Source organism: Niallia oryzisoli (genome assembly GCF_043641075.1).
Classification (GTDB): domain Bacteria; phylum Bacillota; class Bacilli; order Bacillales; family Cytobacillaceae; genus Bacillus_BD; species Bacillus_BD oryzisoli_A.
This window is the reverse complement of sequence record NZ_JBHZRC010000001.1, coordinates 346,135-367,016: the sequence shown is the minus strand read 5'-3', so window position 1 is coordinate 367,016 and position 20,882 is coordinate 346,135. Positions and strand designations below refer to the sequence as shown.

Here is a 20,882-nt window from a genome sequence, read left to right as displayed (position 1 = left end):
TTAACGGCGTTTTAGGTTTATTAGACTTCTTCTTTTACCTTGGAAACGGTAATACCAGCCCATTCTTCATAGCATTTAATAACGGCACTCATATCTTCTGTACCATACCCCTTTGCCTTGGCCATTTGAAAAATCTCTTTTCCTACTCCAAGCATCGGTGTAGAGATCTCTAATTCCTTTGCGACCTCAGCAGCAAGACCAAGGTCCTTATGTAACAGCTGTGCCATAAAATGTGGGGTAAAATCGCGGTTCATCACTTTTTCTGCTTTGTTCTCGACCATGGCGCTTCTGGCCCCCCCGCCACTGACAACCTTTACAAAGATTTCTGGATCAACTCCTGCTTTTGCTGCCATCGTCATGGCTTCTGAGAATGCTAATAGATTAATTGCAGCTAAGGAATTATTAGCCAGCTTCGTGTAGGATCCCTTTCCATGGTCTCCTATATAATAGGCGTTCTTGCCCATGATATTAAATAGTGGCAGGCATTTTTCGAAAATTTCTTTTTTACCGCCTACCATAAAGGTTAATATCCCTTCAATTGCTTGTGGTTCACTACCAGTTACAGGCGCATCTAGCATGTCAATCTGAACCTTTTCAAGCTCTGCAGCCACCCTTTTACTTGTCTCAGGTGAAATTGTGCTGGAGTCGACAACAACTAGGCCAGGTTTTGCGCCATAGACAACGCCATCCTCACCAAGAATCACTTCCTTAACAGCAGCATCTGCTGTCAGCATTGTGAAAACAATTTCACATTGCTCAGCAACTTCTTTGGGAGAATGGGCAACAATAGCACCCTTTTGTTCAAGAGTATTCATTTTCTCGATCGTACGATTATAAATCACCAGCTCATATCCATTTTTCAGAATATGATGGGCCATTGGATGTCCCATTGTTCCTAATCCGATAAAACCTATTTTCATTGTCCTTCCTCCCTCTCCTTGTTTGCTATTATTTTTTCATATATAAATATAATGAAAATAACAATAATAAAATGGCGATTAATTTCTGTTTATCAATTGGAAAACGATGACCGCCAAAAAATCCATAGTGATCAATTACTGCGCCTAGAATAATCTGACCGACAATTACGGCCATTAAAGAAGCTGAAACTCCTATTTTAGGAACAACAATAACCTGCACGACCACATAAAAAGCTCCTAATAAGCCCCCAATTAATTGCCATTTAGGCACCTGTGATACGCTTGAAATGTTGCCATTTCCAAAAAATAATAGAATGAATAATAAAGCCAATGTTCCAATTGAAAAGCTAATAAAGGAACCTTCTATTACGCCAACCTTTTTACCCAGGCCGCCATTAATTTGCCCCTGTGTCGCGAGTGCCATGCCGCCTATCAATGCTAGCAATGGAAAAATAAGCTTTACCAACATTTGTCTGTACTCCTTTTCACAAATTATTTTATAAGAATTGAAACCACCCCGTTGTCCTATAAAACTATTACTTTAGTGTACTACCAATATGTATAATAAAGCAAAATATCGTTTTTGTACTCATCCAATTGGATTAATATGATTTAATCCAATTTATTCATTCTACCTAAAATAGGATGGTTGACAAATAAACAACTGTTGTTACCGTGATGATACTAAAAATAGTAGACATTAAAACAGCTTGTGCGGCATATTCCGGGTGATTGCCGTATTCTAATGCGAATAAGGCGCTGTTTCTTGACGTAGGGAAAGAGCTTGCTATAAATAATGCCTGTGCGGTCGTTCCCTCGAGATTGAAGATCAAAATAATCGTAAAGGCCACAATAGGTGAAAGAATCAGACGGCCAAATAAGCTCAAATATAATTCAACCGAAAAATGTCTTATTTTAATATAGGCACTTTGTGCACCAAGGGTAATCAGAGCTACAGCTATAAAAGCATTTGAAGTATTTTCAATAGGAGTCCATAAAAAATCAGGCAGTTTTATATTCGTAACCTGAAGGATTAATCCTAAGGCAAAAGCATAAATGACTGGATTTTTTAGAAATTCCTTTACTGCTTGTAATCCGCTTCGATCCACAGAGACAGAATTTAATAGACCGTATGTATAAGTCAATAGATTTTGAAAAATCATAACAACCACCTGAATCGATGCACCTGCAGGGTTATGCTGAAATACAAGCTGACTGACTGGCATGCCAAAATTTCCAGAGTTATTTAGTACGATACTATTTTTAAAGGTTGAGGCTAATCCATTCTCGAATTTTGCGATTTTTGCCATGGCCGAGCTTATGAACATTAAGCACAATCCTTGAGCTGCTAAAAATCCTAGAATATGAACAAGTGTTTTCCCACCAATGTTATTTTGGTATACATTCACAAAACTAACTGCTGGCATGAGCAAATAGTTATTTAATTTTGATAATGTGTTCATATCAAATTGAAACCTTCTATGGAGAAACACTCCTATGACAATTAGTACAAACACAGGTAACACTACATTTAATAAGATTAGAAAGAATACATCCATAATATACACCCTGCCTTTTCTTTAACATCAACAAAGTCCAAAAACTTTAAATCTCAAGTTTTTGGACTTTATCAAACTTTAATAGTTGTTTATCATAATAATAGATTTAAATTATAGATAGGACAACAGCAACGATCATCATAGCTAAAGTCGACCCGCAGGCCCATTTTAAAAACATGCGCTGCAAATCTCCAAAATCTTCTCCAACCATTCCGACTAATAAATACGTGGAAGGTACTAATGGGCTTAAAAGGTGAACAGGTTGTCCTAGCAGGGATGCCCTCGCAATTAAAGCCGGGTCAATTCCGTATATGCTTGCTGCTTTGGAAAGCAATGGCAGTACACCGTAATAAAAGGCATCATTTGACATAAAGAATGTAAAAGGTGCACTGATAACAGCTGTAATAATCGTTAATTGTGAACCAAGATTATCCGGAATATGAGTAATCATCGAATTGGCCATAGCGTCTACCATTTCTGTTCCAGCGAGAACCCCCGTGAAAATACCTGCAGCAAAAACCATCGATACAACAGACAATGCATTATCTGCATAGTGCATAATCCGCTCTTTTTGTTCATGCAAATTGGGATAATTCAATGTTATCGCAATTGCAAATCCAAGCATAAACAATACCGTAGCCGGAAGCAGCTCTTGAATAAGTGCTACCAATAGAACGATGATCAATAGATAATTAACAAGTATTAGTTTTGGTCGTTTAAGAATATCAGCTTCTGATGTTGCGGCCATCATCGCGACTGTCCCGTAATCAATTTCTAGAACGCCAATCCGTTTCCGTTCTTTCCTACCAAGGCAGTAGGCCATGAATAAAACAAATACTATGCCTCCAATCATGCTTGGGATAACAGGAGTAAAAACATCGCCCATTTCCAGCTGCAGGGCAGTCATTGCTCTCGCAGTAGGACCTCCCCATGGAAGAAGGTTCATAACTCCTGAAGATGATACAGCTATTCCAGCCAAGATTAACGGTCTCATTCCAATCCGTTTATATAAAGGAAGCATTGCTGAAATTGTAATCATATATGTAGTTGTTCCATCCCCGTCAAGTGAGATTAATAGAGCGAGTACTGCAGTACCAATCGCTATTTTAACTGGGTCACCTTTTACAATTTTCAAGATAGTAGATATGATTGGATCAAATACTCCAGCGTCAATCATAATACCGAAAAAGAGGATAGCGAACAATATCATGATTCCGGTTGGCGCAACACTTTTTATTCCTTCAAGCGCCATAGGCCCTATATCTTTTCCGAATCCTCCGATCAATGCAAACACAACAGGTATAACAATAAGTGCAATCATTGCTGATATCCTTCTTGTCATAATTAATACCATAAATACAATAATCATTAAAAATCCTAATATTGCTAGCATTTATCATCACCTCATTTGTTAGTAAATTAATAATAGTGAAAATATTCTAAAATGAGAACGTTTACAAAATAATGTTATTATCGTAAATAAATATCAATTTTGTACATAATGTTCACGCCGTAATAATTAATTCAGTATCTTTGTTCAATAATTAATAAAAGGATGCCTCATAGGCACCCTTACATAATAGGGTAATACTTTCGCTCTGGCCTTCCGACTGTTCCATAAACGACTTCCGCTTTTGTTTCCCTGATTGATGTTAAATATTCCAGGTACCGCCGTGCAGTTATTCTCGAAACCCCCATTTCATTACCAACCTCTTCAGCAGAGAGACCCTGTTTTTGATGTAATAAAATGGTCTTCACCTTTCCAAGGGTAATTTCATCAATTCCTTTTGGTAAGCCGGTATGTTTTTTTACCATCTTTGGCTTTTTATGACCAAAAAGCTGATCCACATAATGCTGATCGACCTCTTGCTTGGAGGATAAAAGGGAATATTTTTTAATATAATCTAACATTACTTCATTAAATTTCTCCCTATTTACAGGCTTGATTAAGTAATTGTCTACTCCATAGCTTAAGGCTTTTTCTATGAAGCTTTTTTCGGTCGCAGCTGTTATCATAATGATACTAACCTTTGGAAAACGCTCCCGAATCAAAGGAAGCAAATCAGCTCCAAGCATATCAGGCATATAGACATCTAATAGCAATAAGTCTGGGGAATGCTCAGACAGTATTTGAAGGGTTTGCTCCCCATTCAATGCTCGTCCAACCACTGCAACTTCTGTAAACCGTTTTAAAAATTTCTCATGTATTTCAGCCACTCGAAAATCATCTTCCGCAATGACTACTTTTATAGGATCCAATATTTCAACTCCTCTTATATTCCTTAGGAAGATACACGGTAAAGACCGTGCCGGATTCTGGATTACTATGAACCTCAATCATTCCATTCATTTTTACTGCAGCTTCTTCTGCATTGGAGAGCCCGTAGCCTCTAGGCAAGTCCCCTTTTTTAGACGAAAAACCCCTGTCAAAAAGCAGCGAAATTTCTTTTTCATCAATTCCCTCACCATTGTCTGAAATCTCAAAGATAATATCACTGCCAATATCTGTAGTGAAAAATTGTACCTTTGGAAAATCTAGGCCACTTACAGCTTCAAAAGCATTATCGATAATGTTTCCAATAATGACAATGAGGTTTGATAGATTCAAATGGGACGGCAATGTTTCTAAATCACTGTCAGGAGAAATCACAAACTCGATTTTCTTTTCTGAGGCTTTACCTAGTTTTCCTAATAGAATCGCCTGTATCTTTGAATCTTGAATTTGGTTAAATACAACTGAATTCTGAACTTGCAATACCTTTGTTTCCTTTTGGATCATATCAATCGCATCCTCATACTCGCCTAATTGAAGAAGCCCTGATAAAACATACAGCTTATTTGTAAATTCATGTGTCTGGGCGCGTAAATCCTCTGAATAGCGATTAACTTCAGAAATTGTATTCACCATTTGTTGTATTTCTGTTTTATCACGGAATGATGCTACAACACCACTAACCTCTTTATCATCAAAAAGCGGTGTACAATTCACGATAACGGTTTTATCTCCCCATACCATTTCTTTATCCTCTTGTGCATTTCCTGTCTTCAACACTTCATATAAGTATTCTGATGGAAACAACCCATCTACCTTACTATTTCGGACTGAACGTTGAATGTGTAAAAGTCTTTTTGCCGGCTGATTCATCATAGTAATATAGCCCTCTTTATTGATGGCTAAGATTCCTTCTTTTACGCCATGAAGCACAGCGTTCTTTTCCTTATAAAGGGCTGCAATTTCATATGGCTCAAGCCCCAATGTATCTTTACGAATGTTTCTTCCCAAAAGGATACTGCCAATGAATGAAAGCAAAAGAGCAAATAGGGAAACGAGCAGGACCTTGAAGATACTAGTTAGAATTTGTTCTTGAACGTCCTCAAGTAGAAAACCTACGGAAACAATTCCAATAACCTCTCCCCTATTGTTCAAGATGGGAGATTTTCCTCTGATGGATGGTCCTAGTGACCCCTTTGCTTTGGAAACATAATATTCAGCCTCCTTAATCGCCCAAACATTGTCCCCTCCGGTCATCTTTTTCCCAATCTTTGATGGTAAAGGATGAGAGTATCTTATCCCCTCTTTGTTTCCAATAACAACAAACTCTGCGCCAGTTTCTTTCCGTATCTTCTCAGCCAAAGGCTGAATGGTACGTGCCGGATCGCTTGTCTCAAAGGCATCAATAATAGTCGGCATAAACGATACCGTCTTAGAAATTCCCAATGCCATCCTACCCTTATTTCCCTCAATTTGCTTGCTTTCCATATAGCTGAAAAATCCTGTCAGTAGCAGGATTAACAATAATCCAAGTAATAGAACCAGACCAAAAATTTTCTTCTGTAAGGATGGTTTCTTACTTTTCAGAAAACCCCCCCCTTCCCTCGGCACAAACTCAAAACCTATATTTGTTCAAGTGAGTGATTTTGTTTCTTTCTGCAGAATTTTATTTTACTATATTATCTAAAGCTTGTTTAGGAGGATTCTTAGATTAGCCTTATAACATGGAGTGTCAGGCACCACAAAAAGACAAATGAAAACATTTGTCTCTTTTGTGGTGCCTGACACCCAATTCTATTTAAGCAAAATCATTAAATTCATTTACCAGCGATTTGACTCCGTTATAAAGAATCGCTCCGTCCATACCTCCGAGAAGAAATTTGAAGCCCATTTCGAGATGCTGCTGAATTCCATCTGTCCAAGTCATGATTCCAGGTATCACATTAAATTTTTCACAGGCCTCAATTACTTTTTGATAGTTTTTCAAAACATCTGGATGGTTTACCTGCCCCTGAAGCCCCATCGACGTACTTAAATCATAGGGACCGATGAAGGCTATGTCGATATTTGGAACAGAGAGAATCTCCTCTATATTTTCAACTGCTGTATGATGTTCAATTTGGAGGATAACCAGTACTTCTTCGTTCGCCTTCGAATAGTAGTCCTCATATTCCTCAGCAGCTGCACCGAATAGAACAGCACGTCCAGCCCCCATACCACGAACGCCGACAGGCGGATATTTACAATAGCTTACGGCTTCTTCTGCCTCTTCTTTTGTATTTACCATTGGAATCATGACTCCTGAAGCACCTGTATCAAGTCCTTTTTTAATTAAAGACTTCTCGTTTCCGGCAACCCTAAGTAGCGGAGTCGCTTGTGTACCCCTGATAACCGAAACCATCCTTCCGGCTGATTCAAGGTCCATTGAACCATGCTCCGCATCAATCATAATAAAATCTACTCCAGTATGACCAAGTATCTCTGCATTATCGAGGCTATTGGTCATAATCCAAGTACCAAACACCTTTTTATTTTGATCTATCTTTTCTTTTAAAGTATTTTTTCTCATAGTTGGCATCCCACCTATTCGTACAATTTAATTGGCACTTTTCATTGAAATATTTTAAAATATTGATTATTTTCAAATTAGTTATAGCATTATTCTATTGAAAAGTCGAATGAACATTTTAAGAAATAAATACAGAACCACAAAAAGTAGCTGCCCTTTGTTAAGGCAGCTAGCTTCTAGTAAAAATATATTTAGATCTATATTATTTAAACTTATTGGCTAATTTCGAATTTGTCACTTCAATTTTTCCTGGAAGGATAAAAAGATACTCAATTAGGCTTTCTAATAAGTCCATTAATAAAGAGGTCGTCTCATAATCCATTTCTGTTTCTAATTCAAGCATCCGATGCAATGTCTTATCCGTTTCTAATAGTTTACTGAGTGAATGGATAGGTCTATCCAAGTCAACCTGATCAGGCAATAGTTCCAGCTGTTTAGACAAGGGCTGGCCATTACTGTTTTCTCCGAGGAAGTGTTTTAGGATACTTTCAATAACTCGTTTTGACATAACAGCTGTTGCTGACGTTTCTCTTGATTGATATACATTAATTGCTGAGCGATAGGCCCTCGTAAGATCCTTAGGAATATTAGGTAGATTTTCTATCTGATGTATCGGATGGATTGAATCTTGCAGGTCATAAATATACGTATCGGCATATTCACCCTGCTCATCAATAACTTCCTTCGTCATGATGATAAAAGCGGACTGCTTTTTACATTCAGGACAGCTGCATTCCGTTACAATGCCATTCTTACTGCTCTGGTAGTTAGCATTAAGCATAAATTCAGTTGTTTTTCTGCATCCTGGACACTCACATTGAATAATCTTCGGTATTTTAAGATTTCCATATTTAATGTAAGAGTTGACGGAACCTGGATTGATCCTTCTCATTGTTGTCCTCCCGATTATACCATTTATGCATAATACATAGTGTTTCGTTTACTACTTCACAGAATGGATGATATTTTATCATTTAACGATTTGGATATTAATATTCATCGTTTCCTATTTTCTATAAATAGTTATACCCAATAAATAATAAATCATAGGTTAATTCCCAGCCGGTATTTCTTTTATGTAAGGATTGATTTTTTTAATTACATTTTGTAGCTCCTTTGATTGATTATAATACATTTGCTTAGCGATTCTACTGTTTGATTGAGCAGCGATGCTTTCTAAATCAGCTTGAATTCTTCTTAATTTCGCAGCAATCTGTGGTTTTTGGCTATCCTGCTTTCCTTTTTGCTCATCTTTATATAAGTCAACATATACCGTCCCATCTGAGTTTAAGTGAGCAAAAAAGACATCCTTCACATCCTCAGCCCCTTGCTTCTTGATTTCATCTAGAAACCACTCTTTTGAATACCCAAGATAAGTTAAACGTTTTTCTAAAAAAAAACCATCCACGATAATTAGAGAAGGTCCATGATCTTCATCAACATGTATACCAATATCATTAGGTGTTATCGACTGGTACTGAGGCTTTTTCATCACACTAATCTGTCCATCTGTTTCTAAAATAGCCATTTCAACCTCGGAAAGGTTAAAGGCTCCTTGTACTCTTAGCCCATTAAGTAAGTCATCAAAGGTTAATCTATGCTTTGCTAACGTATCCTCCATAATTTTTCCATCTTTGATCAAAATAGACGGACTGCTCTCCACTAAATCCCGAAATTTAAAGGATTTGAGAGCACCATAAACAATGAGCAATGATAAACCTGTATAAACGAGCAAACCGATTACTCCATTGATAAACTTCATGGAACGATCAATCGAAATCGTTGATGCCATATCACCTATAGCAATCCCAACAACATAATCAAAGAAGGTTAGCTGAGAGATTTGTTTTTTTCCAAGGATTCTTGCGAGGGTAAATAATACAATGAACGATAACGCCGCACGACCAATTACGATTACATATTCGGGCATAGCTACCTCCAAAAAATCAGTTATCTTGATTAACTTACCCTCTTCCTATAGAAAAATAATTGTTTGAATAAATTAATTATTATAATGGGGGACACCCTAAAAGAAATCCTCCAAACAAAGGATGTGAATGACTTTTCATTGATCAATTGCGTCAACTATTTCTTTCAACACTTTTTTTCGTCTGCCCTGCTGATATTCAACCAAAAAGTCTAGATAAACGATTTCAATAAGTTTTTCTACTGTTAGATCATGATTGGAGAGAAACGAAAGGTCCTTAAGAAATACTTCAGCTCGAAGAACCTCTTTTCTCCCTATTTTCGTATGAAGTGTTGTTTTACTCTTTTGCGGTAGTAAAGGCTGGCCGTTAATCATCGGTAAATCTTTGATTCGGTTATTTAATTTCATCTGAAATGGTCGGAGATTCCCATCATTTTTCCGTACCTCATCTAGAAATTCCCTAAAAATATACACAACTAAATGGGCTTGTGTAAAGGATTTAGTATCATCCTTCATTTCTTCAACATCTTCGCATAAGACTTCAGCGCGCTGATAAAGGTCATTCGGTACCTTTAGTTTAAACGGCAGTCTCCTATCTGTTAAAATGAAATTCATAAATCGATTCGCAAAGCCTTTTTCATCTAATTCTTTTATTTCCTTATTAATTAAGTCATACTGACTGTATTTAATTTCTGACAAGGCTACTCCCCCCATTTTTTCATTTATAGTAAAGAGCAATCGACTAGAATCTAGTATGCAATCTATCTAATCTACTATTACTAGAAATGTATGTGGGAATTGATAGAATTATGATAAGACAACTTAGCTCCTTCTATTTTTTATCGAATATCCAGCCACTCATCCTCAAGAACGATTAATGATTTTAATGCTAAAAGCAATTGAAATCTTCTTTCGGGGTCACGAAAATCACTGCCTAATAGTTTTGTGATTTTATTTAAACGATAGCGGAGCCCGCTGATTGAAATGGATAGTTGCTCTGCCGTTTGTTCAAAGTTCCCGCCATTTGTAAGAAACGAATACAAAGTACCAATTAATTCCACTTTGCTTTCATCGAGGTTTTTATATAAATCTCCTAAGGTCCATTCAGCAAGCTTGCGGATGGCTGTCTTATTTTCATCATTAACAAGTACGCCAAGAATCCCCAGCTCGTAAAAAAAGGTAACGGGTGTATCCTTCGTAGAAAGCTTTACAGCTGTATATGCTTCATTAAAGGCTCCCTTTACTTCATCAAGCACTCGATCATATTTTGAACTCACCCCTGCATACCACCCAATTTCTCGGAGTCTTTTCCTCAGGTAAGACATAAACGGATAAATGACGTGCTCAACTTTTTTCTCTCCTAATTGTTTGACAGGCAAAAGTAGCAGCAGGCTGTCTGTTTTTTCACCAATTAAGACATGAATTCCTTTATCCGACATATATTTGGTTACCGATTCAAAGATTTCATTATGTAATCCAGGATTGAGTTTATCCTGTTTGTTCGGCACGATATATTTTAGTTGGATGGCATGATAGCCGCCTGTGAAGTCCAATTCGATGAAGAGCGCCCTGCTCATTATGGCTTGTTCGGTTTGATATTTTCCATTCATGATTTCCTCAAAGAAATATCCCTTCATCCGCTCCGTTGATTCCAATTTCACTTTTTCATTTAATAAAATGACGGAGCAGACAGTCGACACTCGATTGATTATCATCGGATGGATGTCCAGTTTGCTTTTGTTCTCCATATATAAGAAGGAGCAATAACCGACAATTTTTTCCTGAAGATAGATAGGTGACACAAGTCTCATACATTGCGAGTGCTTAATTTTTGTGATGGATTGAATTGGTGCTTCCGTTTTTAAACTATTGAAAAATTCTTTCCTAATCGGCTCATACTCCTCTTTTGTCATTCCTTTAACTAGTACAACCTGCTGATATAAATCCTCAACTACAACTGGTACCTTGATTTGTTTTTCAACGATATTCATTAGTTCCTTCATATTGATACCCTTTGCCACACTATCTGTAAGCTCCTGCTCCATCTTCATAACCATCGATAAATTATTTTTTTCATGTAGGAGCTTTTCATTTGTTTGTTCTAGTTCTTTTAAGATTAGGAGTTCTTTATTATTTTGAAACTCCTGGTAGGCTGTATCATCCCAATCGGAAATTAAACGACCTTCCCAAATGCAGTAGGGTGCTCCCTCTCCTTTGCACTGGTGTTCTTTAAAAAATACCTGTTTACCAATAATATAGGATATCGCCCCGCTTGCGTATCCCATCAGTGTATAGCAAATCGGATGATCGGATAGTCCCATATGTTTTATATACTGTTCGGCCTCAAAAGAATCTTCCCAAATTCCTTTGAACCTAAATGTTGTCACTTCCTCATCTTCTAATGCTAATTCTTTTTCTTGAATCGTAGATTTTACATAGCCTTTTAGGGAGCGAAGAGCGATGTAATGATCAATTTTTTCTGTGATACTCATAGATGAATTCTTCATAACCTCGTTTGCATCATTAATACCAATATTCTCACCGTGTTTGAAAAAGAAGGTCTTCATTCGATGTAATCCAATATGTTCAACTAAATCCCGTTGAAGTATTCCAAATGAACTGCTTGGAAGCAATAAGTGTCTTTCATCGTTCACATAAAGCAGATCATTCTTTTGATTTATATTTAATGTAGGTCGATCCATCCCCAATTTAACCCCTTTACTAATAAAAAAGAATAGTTTGATATTTCTAATAGTATTATTCTTCAACACTTTTATAAAGAGGTTTTAGTCTTTTCTTTCCATTTAATAGACAAAAGATGCTAAAAGGATCGATTATTCACAGCGTAATAGCAATGAATAATCGACCTTGTTTAAAGGCTATATCATAAAAAAGTTCTTCTTTGGCAGAAAGCCTCGCTTGGTCGCTTCAAATGCAAGCTGCTCTCTAAACTTTGGATGGGCAATTTTAATCAACGCTTCCGTCCGTCCTTGCACGGTTTTTCCACGCAGTTCAGCTTTTCCAAACTCTGTTACAATATAATCTACATCATTTTTCGAAGTGCTCACAACTGATCCTTCTGAAAGCATTGGTACAATCTTTGAAATCGAATCATTTTTAGCTGTTGAATAAAGACAGATGATTCCGCGACCATTTTCAGTCATTCGAACACCTTTGGCAAAATCCGCCTGTCCGCCAGTAGATGAATAGTACTTCCCTCCAATAACCTCAGAATTACACTGGCCAAAGAAATCAACTTCAACAGTAGAATTTACTGAAACAAGATTATCCAGCTGTGCAATATTGCGAAGATCATTACTTACCTGACATGGCAGCATGAGAATATCCTCATTCTTGTTCATGAAATCGTATAATCTTTTTGAGCCAAGGGCGAAGGTCGCTGTTGTCTTCCCGTTGTAGATTTTTTTATTGGCATTTGTTATGACACCTTTTTCATATAAATCTACCACTTTATCAGGAAGCATTTCTGTATATATTCCAAGATCACGGTGGTCCTTCAGATATTCCATAACCGCATTCGGCATGGAACCAAAACCAATTTGCAACGTATCCCCATTTTGGATTAGCTCTGCAATCGTCTGACCGATTTTTGTATCCTTATCATTCAAAATCGGCTCAGGCAGTGTAGGCAGATCAAAATCATTTTCAATAAGGGCCGTAACCTGGCTGATATGGATTTGATTCTGTTCACCATAGGTATAAGGCATTTTTTGATTGACTTCAAGAATGATTGATTTCGCATCCTTCAACAAATCGCCGACATAGCTGACACTTGTTCCGAGTGAAAAATAGCCATTTTCATCCATTGGAGATACTGCAGCCATAATGACCGGTGCTGGCGATGCTATTTTTATCAATGCAGGGATATCGGAAAAATGGTTAGGCAATAAATCACTGAAGCCTTCACTAAATGCCTTTCGATCCTGCCCACTTAAGAAAATAGACACTTGCTTTATTATCTCTGGGCCCGTTTCTAAGAGCGGATATCCAGGCAGCATCCTGTAAAGCGAGTTTCCAGTAAGCTTTTGATTGGTCGGCAGTGCTGCTAATAAAGCAGGAGGCTCTCCTGGATTAATAGGAAATACAATGACCTCTCCCGGCTCAATAAAACGTACTGCTTCCTCTGCGGTAGTAATTTTTGATTGATATAAGGTTTTAATACTCATATTTAGCCTCCCTTAATTGGTATGAACTTTTACTATTAGGTTAATAAATTCGCAATCAAGCAATCTTTATTTGCCGCTAAAAACAGCCTGCCGTTTTTCTAAAAAGGCTGTCATGCCTTCCGTTTGATCCTTAGTTGAGAAAAGAGAGCCAAATAATTCCGCTTCTAATGATAACGCTCGTTCAAGGTCAAGGTTTACCCCTTCATTGACAGCCTTTTTAGAAAAGCTGACACCAAGCGGCGACTTAGTGGAAATCAACTCAGCCATTTTTCGGGCTTCCTCTACTACTTCAGACGAATCTACAATTCGATTCACTAATCCAATTTCATAGGCACGTTCAACTTGAATCATTTCTCCTGTAAACAACAGTTCCTTTGCAATCCCAGTCCCAACAAGTCGTGCTAGACGCTGGGACCCGCCAAAGCCTGCCATAATACCAAGTCCTACTTCAGGCTGGCCAAATTTTGCCTTATTACCGGCGATACGAATGTCACATGCCATAGCCAGCTCGCAGCCGCCGCCAAGCGCGAAACCATTGACTGCAGCAATAACGGGTTTTGGTAAATTCTCTAGCTTTGAAAAAATCTTATTCCCTAAACTAGAAAATTCACGGGCCTCCAGTACATTCTTCGTTTGCATTTCTGCTATATCTGCCCCGGCAACAAAAGCCTTTTCACCGGCACCTGTAACAATGACGGCAAGCACTGATGAATCGCCAGCAATTAAATCAACTGCTTCTGACAATTCCTTCAGCACCTCTGTATTAAGAGCATTTAAAAACTTCGGGCGATTAATTGTAATAACAGCAATATTCTCATTAACTACATAGGTAATCGTATTAAAATCCTTCATCGTATTTTCTCCTTTAGTTATACACATAGAACCCACGACCTGTTTTCACGCCAAGCCAGCCTGCTTCCACATATTTTCTTAATAACGGACATGGACGGTATTTAGGATCACCAAATCCTTCATATAGAACTTCCATAATTGCCAGGCATGTATCTAATCCGATGTAGTCGGCAAGAGTAATTGGTCCCATTGGATGGTTAGCGCCGAGTTTCATTACTTCATCGATTCCTTCTGGCGAAGCAATTCCTTCATAAACGGTATAAATGGCTTCGTTAATCATCGGAATTAATATACGATTAACAGCAAAGCCCGGAAAGTCTTTTATGGCTACTGGAACTTTTTTCATTTCCTTCGCCAAATCTTCTATAATTGAGAAGGTTTCCTCTGATGTAGCCAGTCCTCTATTTATCTCAACCAGCTTCATGACTGGTACTGGATTGAAGAAATGCATACCTATGACTTGTTCAGGACGCTTAGTTACCGCAGCAATCTCTGTTATTGGCAGTGAAGATGTATTTGTAGCTAAAATGGCATTTTCAGGTGCTAATTCATCCAGCTTACGGAAAATACCAAGCTTAATCTCTTTATTTTCTGTCGCTGCTTCAATTACTAGTTGAACGTCTTTGGCATCGTTTAAATCGTTTGAGATAGCGATTTTAGAAAGTAATTCTGCTTTTTCTTCTTCTGTTCTCCGGCCCTTTTGAATATCACGATCTAGCTGCTTCCCGATTTTAGCGATTCCTTTTTGAACAAATTCCTGCTTAATATCATTTAAAATAACGTGGTAGCCTGTTTGCGCAAGCACTTGAGCAATTCCGCTGCCCATCTGGCCTGAACCTACAACCATTACCTTTTCAATTTTCATGATGTTTCCTCCAATAGTCCTCTTATTTTTTTATATACTATTTTGAATAGTAAGACTTTTCAACGCATAATAGGGCATTGATTCTTGACACTTTGAGGAGCTGCCAATCTTTTGTACTTGGTTGGCAACTCCTGACAGTCTTTTCATTACAGTGCTTTTTCTAATATTTCTACCACATCATGCGTACGAACTTTTTCATCCACTTCTTTTGCCTTTGTACCATCGCCCAGCATGGTTAAGCAATATGGACAGCCACTTGCAATAATGGTTGGATTCTTCTCCAGAAGCTGATCTGTCCTAGCTAAATTAATACGTGTGCCTGAATCTTCCTCCATCCACATTCTCCCGCCGCCGGCACCGCAGCACATGGCATTCTCCCTGTTTCTTTCAGCTTCAACCAATTTAACACCTGGAATCGCTCGCAGTATTTCACGTGGAGCATCATATACATTATTATAGCGGCCTAAATAACAGGAATCATGGAAGGTAATCGTTTCTTCAACAGAATTCCTTGGAGTCAATTTTCCTTCTTTTAATAATGTAGCAATTAATTCTGTATGATGGAATACTTCTGCTTCAAGTCCGAACTCTGGATACTCATTTTTCATTGTATTAAAGGCATGGGGATCCATCGTAACAATTTTCTTCACATCATACTTCTTAAAGGTTTCAATATTGGCATTGGCCAGCTCCTGGAATAAAAATTCATTTCCAATTCTCCGCGGCGTATCTCCGGAGTTCTTTTCCTCGTTACCTAGAATAGCAAATTTTACTCCTGCCTGATTCAGCACGCGCACGAATGACTGTGTCAGCTTTTGACTGCGGTTATCATATGAGCCCATTGATCCGACAAAGAACAGATACTCAAACTCTTCTCCCGCCTTTTTCAATTCTTTTGCTGTTGGAACGGCCGCATTTTCCAATTCTTCACGCCAATTAGCACGTTCCTTGCGGTTCATTCCCCAAGGATTTCCCTGCCTTTCAATATTCGTAATAGCACGCTGTGCATCACTATTCAAGTTTCCTTCGGTTAAAACAAGATAGCGGCGCAGGTCGATTATTTTATCCACATGCTCGTTCGCCACGGGACATTGGTCCTCGCAGTTTCGACAAGTTGTACAGGCCCAAATGTCTTCCTCTGTAATTACATCCCCAATTAAACGGACACTTTCCATAGTCGCTGCAACCTCTTCGGCACCACTTCCTGCTAAAGCCAGATGGTTGGCTCTTGTGTTTTTAAAAGCAAAGGCAGGCGCCCATGGCTGTCTTGAGGTAATCGCTGCTCCTTTTTCTGTTAAATGATTTCTCATTTTCACAATCAGATCCATTGGAGACAATGTTTTTCCAGTTCCTGAAGCAGGGCACATATTTGTGCATCGCCCGCATTCGGCACATGCGTACAAATCAATTAGCTGTGCCTGTGTAAAATCCTCAATTTTTCCGACACCGAATTCTTCCGCTGTCTCATCCTCGAAATCAATTTTCTTTAATTTTCCTACTGGGCCGCTTTTCTTAAAGAAAATATTGATCATTGCAAATAACTCATGAAATTGCTTGGACTGTGGCACAAAGACCATAAAGGTAAATACAGTTAACATATGTACCCACCAAAATACATAGAACAGCACTGTACCAGTCTTAGTCCCGATACCGGAAAACAGCAGTGCAACGGTACCGGAAAATGGAGCATACACGAGATTTGGTTCATGATGTAGCATGATCGCTTCGAATCCCAATGTAAGCAGGATGGATGAAGTTAGCGTACATAGTGCTATATAAACAAATGCAGCTTTGCCATCACGCTTCCACTGCAAGCGCTTTAACTTTTCTCCGTAACGGCGGTAAAAGCCATACACAACCGCAAGGAGCATAAGGAACGTTGCCCATTCCTGCAATAAACTGAAATATTTATGCGCTTCACCAAAAGGAAATTCATAGCCTTTACTAAATCCCTTTATGATTAATTCAATTAGTCCTACCTGGATGATAAAAAAAGTGTAAAATAAGACTAAATGCATGATACCGCTTTTCTTGTCTTTAAATAATTTAGATTGACCAAAGCCGTTTTTTAATACGAGATTGATTCTTTCTTTCAGGTTTGGTTCAAAATGTGCTTGTTTGCCGAGCTTGATAAATAAAACACGAGTATATACAAGATTGATAAATAAATAGACTGCATATCCAGCCACGGCTAGGAAAGCAAGTAAATTCAGTAATGATAACATCTTTCATCCCCCATGGTTGAAATAAACGGGAGGATATGAGCCCCTCCCATTAAAATTTATTATGTTAGTTAACTGCAACACTCTTAAACTCTTCAACTAATAATGGAACAACTTCAAATAAATCTCCGACAATCCCATATTCGGCAATACTGAAAATATTTGCCTCAGGATCCTTATTAATGGCAACTATCACCTTTGAGTTGGACATTCCAGCAACGTGCTGTATGGCACCAGAAATTCCGCATGCAATATAAAGATCCGGTGTAACGACTTTCCCGGTTTGACCGATTTGCATCGCGTAATCACAAAAGTCGGCATCACAAGCACCGCGCGACGCACCAACAGCACCGCCTAATGCATCTGCGAGCTCCTGAAGAACCTTAAATCCTTCCTTACTCTTAACACCACGTCCCCCTGATACAATAATTTTCGCCTCTGAAAGATCAATACCACTAGCTGTTTTACGAACGATTTCTTTAATAATCGTCCTTAAGTTTTTGATTTCAAGATCCACCAACGTAATATCTCCGCTGCGTGCTTCATCTTTTTCAAGCGGATTAATATTATTTGGTCTAATTGTGCCAAATAGTAATCCATCTGTTACCACTTTCTTCTCAAATGCTTTCCCGGAGTATATTGGACGAGTGAATACAACGTCATCTCCGCTTACTTCAAGATTGACGGCATCAGAAATTAACCCTGATTTAAGCTTCGCCGCAATACGCGGTGCCAAATCTTTTCCGATTGAAGTATGTCCGATAAACAATCCTTCAGGTTTTTCTGACTCTACTACCTGTAAAACAGCTTGTGTAAACCCATCTGGTGTATAAGCCTGTAAATCGCTGTGTTCAGATACTAAGACACGGTCGGCACCATATTGAATCATCTGTTTGGCAAGATTTTCTGCATTTTCTCCCAGCAATAATCCAACCACTTCGCCTCCCTTTGCTACCTGCTTCGCTGCTGCAATGGCTTCAAAGGAAACATTACGTAACTCACCCTGACGTATTTCACCTAATACTAATACTTTTGGCATATTGGTCCCTCCCCAGTAGATCGTTTTCTTTTTTATAAAATATTACTCCAATAATTTTTGTCTATTAAATAACCTTTGCTTCTGTTTTTAATAGTGAGGCAAGCTCTTTTACTTGCTGGTTAATATCGCCTGCAAGGATTTTACCTGCTGCTTTTGCTTGTGGTAAGAATAGCTCAATTGTTTTTGTTTTCGCTTCAACATCGTCTTCATCGATGTCTAAATCGTCTAATTCAAGTTCTTCAAGCGGCTTTTTCTTCGCTTTCATTATTCCCGGTAGAGAGGGATAACGTGGTTCATTTAATCCCTGTTGGCAGGTTACTAAGATTGGAAGCTGTGCTTCTATGATTTCGATATCACCTTCAACATCACGTTCGATTACAGCTTTGTTACCTTCAACCATTAACTTTGTTATTGTAGTAACCGCTGTTATCCCTAATTCCTCTGCAAGTCTCGGGCCGACTTGTCCTGTACTGCCATCGACAGTTACATTTCCAGCTAGAATGATATCTGCCTCCTTATCTTTGAAAAAAGCACTTAAAATGCTTGCAGTAGAGAAAGCATCTCCTGCCTCAACATCTTCATCATTGATTAGGACAGCTCGATCAGCTCCCATAGCCAATGCCGTACGAAGTTCCTTCTGAGATTCTTCGTCACCAACTGTAACAACAGTCACTTCACCACCATGAGCTTCTTTTAATGTGATGGCTTCTTCAATTGCATATTCATCATAAGGATTGATAATAAAAGTTGCACCATCTTCATTAACTTGTCCTTCTTTAATATTGACCTTTTCTTCTGTATCAAATGTGCGTTTCATGATTACATAAATATTCATCTGTATCCCTCCATTTTCATTGTTACGTCTTGCGGCCGTAGGAACAGATTCATTGAAGAGAATGCTCTTTTGTTCTGTACAGCCGAAAGACGGGGTGGGCTCACCTTTACTTTGTCAGCATACGTGAGATAACTAAGCGTTGTATTTCCTGTGTACCTTCGTAAATTTGCGTAATTTTTGCATCACGCATATATCGTTCAACCGGGTATTCCTTCGTATATCCATAACCGCCAAATACCTGAACGGCTTCTGTAGTTACCTTCATAGCGGTATCACCTGCGAACAGCTTGGACATTGCAGATTCTTTTCCGTATGGTAGACCTGCAGATTCTAAGTATGCAGCTTGATAGGTTAATAGTCTTGCTGCCTCAACATTTGTTGCCATATCTGCGAGCTTGAATGCTACTCCTTGCTGTTCTGAGATCGGCTTTCCAAATTGGACACGCTCTTTCGCATAATTTGTCGCAGCATCAAGTGCACCCTGAGCAATTCCGACAGCTTGTGCAGCAATACCATTTCGGCCGCCATCCAATGTCATCATGGCAATCTTGAAGCCTTCCCCAACTTTCCCTAATACATTTTCAACAGGAACCTTGCAGTCCTCAAAAATGATTTCCGTCGTCGGCGATGAACGAATACCCATCTTGTCTTCCTTCTTGCCAATCGAGAAGCCTGAGAAATTACTTTCCACTATAAAGGCTGTAATCCCTCTTGTTCCTTGTGACGAATCTGTACTAGCAAATACAATATAAATCTCTGCTTGTCCGCCATTGGTAATAAAAATCTTGGACCCATTAAGAACATAATGGTCACCCTCCAGGCGAGCTGTTGTTTTCATGCCGCTTGCATCAGAACCGCTTCCAGGCTCAGTCAATCCATATGCACCTAATTTTTCTCCTTGAGCCATTGGACGTAAATATTTTTGTTTTTGTTCTTCCGTCCCAAACTTATAAACTGGCCAGCCAGCAAGTGAAGTATGAGCGGACAGCATAACACCGACAGATGCATCTACTCGTGATAACTCCTCTACAGCAATACAATAGGCTAAATAATCGCTTCCAATTCCACCGTACTCTTCCGGCCATGGAATACCAGTTAATCCAAGCTCCGCCATTGTATCAAATATGGAACGGTCAAATTGCTGTTCCTCATCTCTTTGTGCTGCAGTTGGCTCGACTTCATTTTTTGCAAAGTCACGAACCATTTTCCGAATCATTTCATGTTCTTCAGATAATTTAAAAATCATTGTGTTTCGACTCCCTTAAATTGAATTAATATTATTGAAACTACTCACCGCCAATATTTCATAATGGAGCCAGTAGTTTTGAAAACCCTTTCCATATAATATTCTAAAAAATCATAATTTTTTAAACAATGACATGAATCTATGGAAAATATAAAAAATACTGTAGATTTAATGTAGTTAATAGGGAGTAGCATGAATGGAGGTTAACGTTATTTTATATGGCTATGGTTTAATCACCAGAAGACTTATTCATTTCAAATGTAATACTTTTCTAAAACAAAAAGACGATTTTGCCTAAACAAAATCGTCTTTCTTTATATTTTTTATAGAGGTAATTGATCAACTTGATTAATATCCCAGTGTACTTCTCTCATAAAACGTTCCATTTC

At 38.4% G+C, this 20,882-nt stretch carries 17 protein-coding genes and 1 pseudogene; all 18 read right to left on the bottom strand.

From position 1 onward, the window contains the following. Window positions 1–20: 20 nt before the first annotated feature. A pseudogene (locus ACHUFV_RS01935) lies at window positions 21–929 on the bottom strand (NAD(P)-dependent oxidoreductase); the annotation flags it as partial. 19 nt (window positions 930–948) lie between these two features. Then, window positions 949–1,389, bottom strand: a complete 441-nt coding sequence (locus ACHUFV_RS01930) for a DMT family transporter (protein ID WP_394231921.1) — start codon at window positions 1,387–1,389, stop codon at window positions 949–951. A 166-nt stretch (window positions 1,390–1,555) separates the two neighbouring features. After that, the gene (locus tag ACHUFV_RS01925) at window positions 1,556–2,479 is read right to left on the bottom strand and encodes an AEC family transporter (protein WP_394231920.1); all 924 of its coding nucleotides are present in this window, start codon (window positions 2,477–2,479) and stop codon (window positions 1,556–1,558) included. Between the two features lie 106 nt (window positions 2,480–2,585). Further along, window positions 2,586–3,872 carry a CitMHS family transporter gene (locus ACHUFV_RS01920; protein WP_394231919.1) on the bottom strand — a complete coding sequence of 429 codons (1,287 nt, stop codon included), beginning with the start codon at window positions 3,870–3,872 and terminating at the stop codon, window positions 2,586–2,588. Window positions 3,873–4,051: 179 nt separating this feature from the next. Further along, complete coding sequence (locus tag ACHUFV_RS01915; protein ID WP_394231918.1) at window positions 4,052–4,738, bottom strand: response regulator; 687 nt, start codon at window positions 4,736–4,738, stop codon at window positions 4,052–4,054. Between the two features lie 4 nt (window positions 4,739–4,742). Next, window positions 4,743–6,239 (bottom strand): ATP-binding protein, encoded by a 1,497-nt coding sequence (locus ACHUFV_RS01910; protein WP_394231917.1) that lies wholly within the window; start codon window positions 6,237–6,239, stop codon window positions 4,743–4,745. 310 nt (window positions 6,240–6,549) lie between these two features. After that, entirely contained in the window at window positions 6,550–7,320 is a 771-nt protein-coding gene (locus tag ACHUFV_RS01905) for an HpcH/HpaI aldolase family protein (RefSeq protein ID WP_394231916.1), read from the bottom strand. A gap of 202 nt (window positions 7,321–7,522) precedes the next feature. Next, a complete protein-coding gene (locus ACHUFV_RS01900) occupies window positions 7,523–8,212 on the bottom strand; it encodes a hypothetical protein (RefSeq protein WP_394231915.1) in 690 nt (229 codons plus the stop codon). Window positions 8,213–8,371: 159 nt separating this feature from the next. Continuing rightward, window positions 8,372–9,250 (bottom strand): DUF421 domain-containing protein, encoded by an 879-nt coding sequence (locus ACHUFV_RS01895; RefSeq protein WP_394231914.1) that lies wholly within the window; start codon window positions 9,248–9,250, stop codon window positions 8,372–8,374. A gap of 135 nt (window positions 9,251–9,385) precedes the next feature. Further along, on the bottom strand, window positions 9,386–9,946 hold the full coding sequence (locus tag ACHUFV_RS01890; protein ID WP_394231913.1) for a hypothetical protein: 561 nt from the start codon (window positions 9,944–9,946) through the stop codon (window positions 9,386–9,388). Window positions 9,947–10,086: 140 nt separating this feature from the next. Continuing rightward, window positions 10,087–11,949: a helix-turn-helix domain-containing protein gene (locus ACHUFV_RS01885; RefSeq protein WP_394231912.1), complete on the bottom strand. Its 1,863-nt coding sequence runs from the start codon at window positions 11,947–11,949 to the stop codon at window positions 10,087–10,089. Window positions 11,950–12,126: 177 nt separating this feature from the next. Further along, the gene (locus tag ACHUFV_RS01880; protein ID WP_394231911.1) at window positions 12,127–13,434 is read right to left on the bottom strand and encodes an acetyl-CoA hydrolase/transferase family protein; all 1,308 of its coding nucleotides are present in this window, start codon (window positions 13,432–13,434) and stop codon (window positions 12,127–12,129) included. Between the two features lie 66 nt (window positions 13,435–13,500). Beyond that, complete coding sequence (locus ACHUFV_RS01875) at window positions 13,501–14,286, bottom strand: enoyl-CoA hydratase-related protein (RefSeq protein WP_394231910.1); 786 nt, start codon at window positions 14,284–14,286, stop codon at window positions 13,501–13,503. 13 nt (window positions 14,287–14,299) lie between these two features. Then, complete coding sequence (locus ACHUFV_RS01870) at window positions 14,300–15,151, bottom strand: 3-hydroxybutyryl-CoA dehydrogenase (protein WP_394231909.1); 852 nt, start codon at window positions 15,149–15,151, stop codon at window positions 14,300–14,302. 146 nt (window positions 15,152–15,297) lie between these two features. Next, window positions 15,298–17,376 carry a (Fe-S)-binding protein gene (locus tag ACHUFV_RS01865; protein WP_394231908.1) on the bottom strand — a complete coding sequence of 693 codons (2,079 nt, stop codon included), beginning with the start codon at window positions 17,374–17,376 and terminating at the stop codon, window positions 15,298–15,300. Between the two features lie 64 nt (window positions 17,377–17,440). Beyond that, window positions 17,441–18,412 (bottom strand): electron transfer flavoprotein subunit alpha/FixB family protein, encoded by a 972-nt coding sequence (locus tag ACHUFV_RS01860; RefSeq protein WP_394231907.1) that lies wholly within the window; start codon window positions 18,410–18,412, stop codon window positions 17,441–17,443. A 64-nt stretch (window positions 18,413–18,476) separates the two neighbouring features. After that, window positions 18,477–19,247, bottom strand: coding sequence for an electron transfer flavoprotein subunit beta/FixA family protein (locus tag ACHUFV_RS01855; RefSeq protein WP_394231906.1), 771 nt, complete (start codon window positions 19,245–19,247; stop codon window positions 18,477–18,479). 106 nt (window positions 19,248–19,353) lie between these two features. After that, entirely contained in the window at window positions 19,354–20,493 is a 1,140-nt protein-coding gene (locus tag ACHUFV_RS01850; protein WP_394231905.1) for an acyl-CoA dehydrogenase, read from the bottom strand. Window positions 20,494–20,882 lie beyond the last annotated feature (389 nt).

Bases quoted from the DNA above. Each gene is read 5' to 3' on its own strand.
- ACHUFV_RS01865 (WP_394231908.1), bottom strand. From the start codon at position 17,376: ATGTTATCATTACTGAATTTACTTGCTTTCCTAGCCGTGGCTGGATAT.
- ACHUFV_RS01850 (WP_394231905.1), bottom strand. From the start codon at position 20,493: ATGATTTTTAAATTATCTGAAGAACATGAAATGATTCGGAAAATGGTT.
- ACHUFV_RS01875 (WP_394231910.1), bottom strand. From the start codon at position 14,286: ATGAAGGATTTTAATACGATTACCTATGTAGTTAATGAGAATATTGCT.
- ACHUFV_RS01910 (WP_394231917.1), bottom strand. From the start codon at position 6,239: ATGGAAAGCAAGCAAATTGAGGGAAATAAGGGTAGGATGGCATTGGGA.
- ACHUFV_RS01880 (WP_394231911.1), bottom strand. From the start codon at position 13,434: ATGAGTATTAAAACCTTATATCAATCAAAAATTACTACCGCAGAGGAA.
- ACHUFV_RS01900 (WP_394231915.1), bottom strand. From the start codon at position 8,212: ATGAGAAGGATCAATCCAGGTTCCGTCAACTCTTACATTAAATATGGA.
- ACHUFV_RS01860 (WP_394231907.1), bottom strand. From the start codon at position 18,412: ATGCCAAAAGTATTAGTATTAGGTGAAATACGTCAGGGTGAGTTACGT.
- ACHUFV_RS01870 (WP_394231909.1), bottom strand. From the start codon at position 15,151: ATGAAAATTGAAAAGGTAATGGTTGTAGGTTCAGGCCAGATGGGCAGC.
- ACHUFV_RS01930 (WP_394231921.1), bottom strand. From the start codon at position 1,389: ATGTTGGTAAAGCTTATTTTTCCATTGCTAGCATTGATAGGCGGCATG.
- ACHUFV_RS01905 (WP_394231916.1), bottom strand. From the start codon at position 7,320: ATGAGAAAAAATACTTTAAAAGAAAAGATAGATCAAAATAAAAAGGTG.
- ACHUFV_RS01895 (WP_394231914.1), bottom strand. From the start codon at position 9,250: ATGCCCGAATATGTAATCGTAATTGGTCGTGCGGCGTTATCGTTCATT.
- ACHUFV_RS01885 (WP_394231912.1), bottom strand. From the start codon at position 11,949: ATGGATCGACCTACATTAAATATAAATCAAAAGAATGATCTGCTTTAT.
- ACHUFV_RS01925 (WP_394231920.1), bottom strand. From the start codon at position 2,479: ATGGATGTATTCTTTCTAATCTTATTAAATGTAGTGTTACCTGTGTTT.
- ACHUFV_RS01920 (WP_394231919.1), bottom strand. From the start codon at position 3,872: ATGCTAGCAATATTAGGATTTTTAATGATTATTGTATTTATGGTATTA.
- ACHUFV_RS01855 (WP_394231906.1), bottom strand. From the start codon at position 19,247: ATGAATATTTATGTAATCATGAAACGCACATTTGATACAGAAGAAAAG.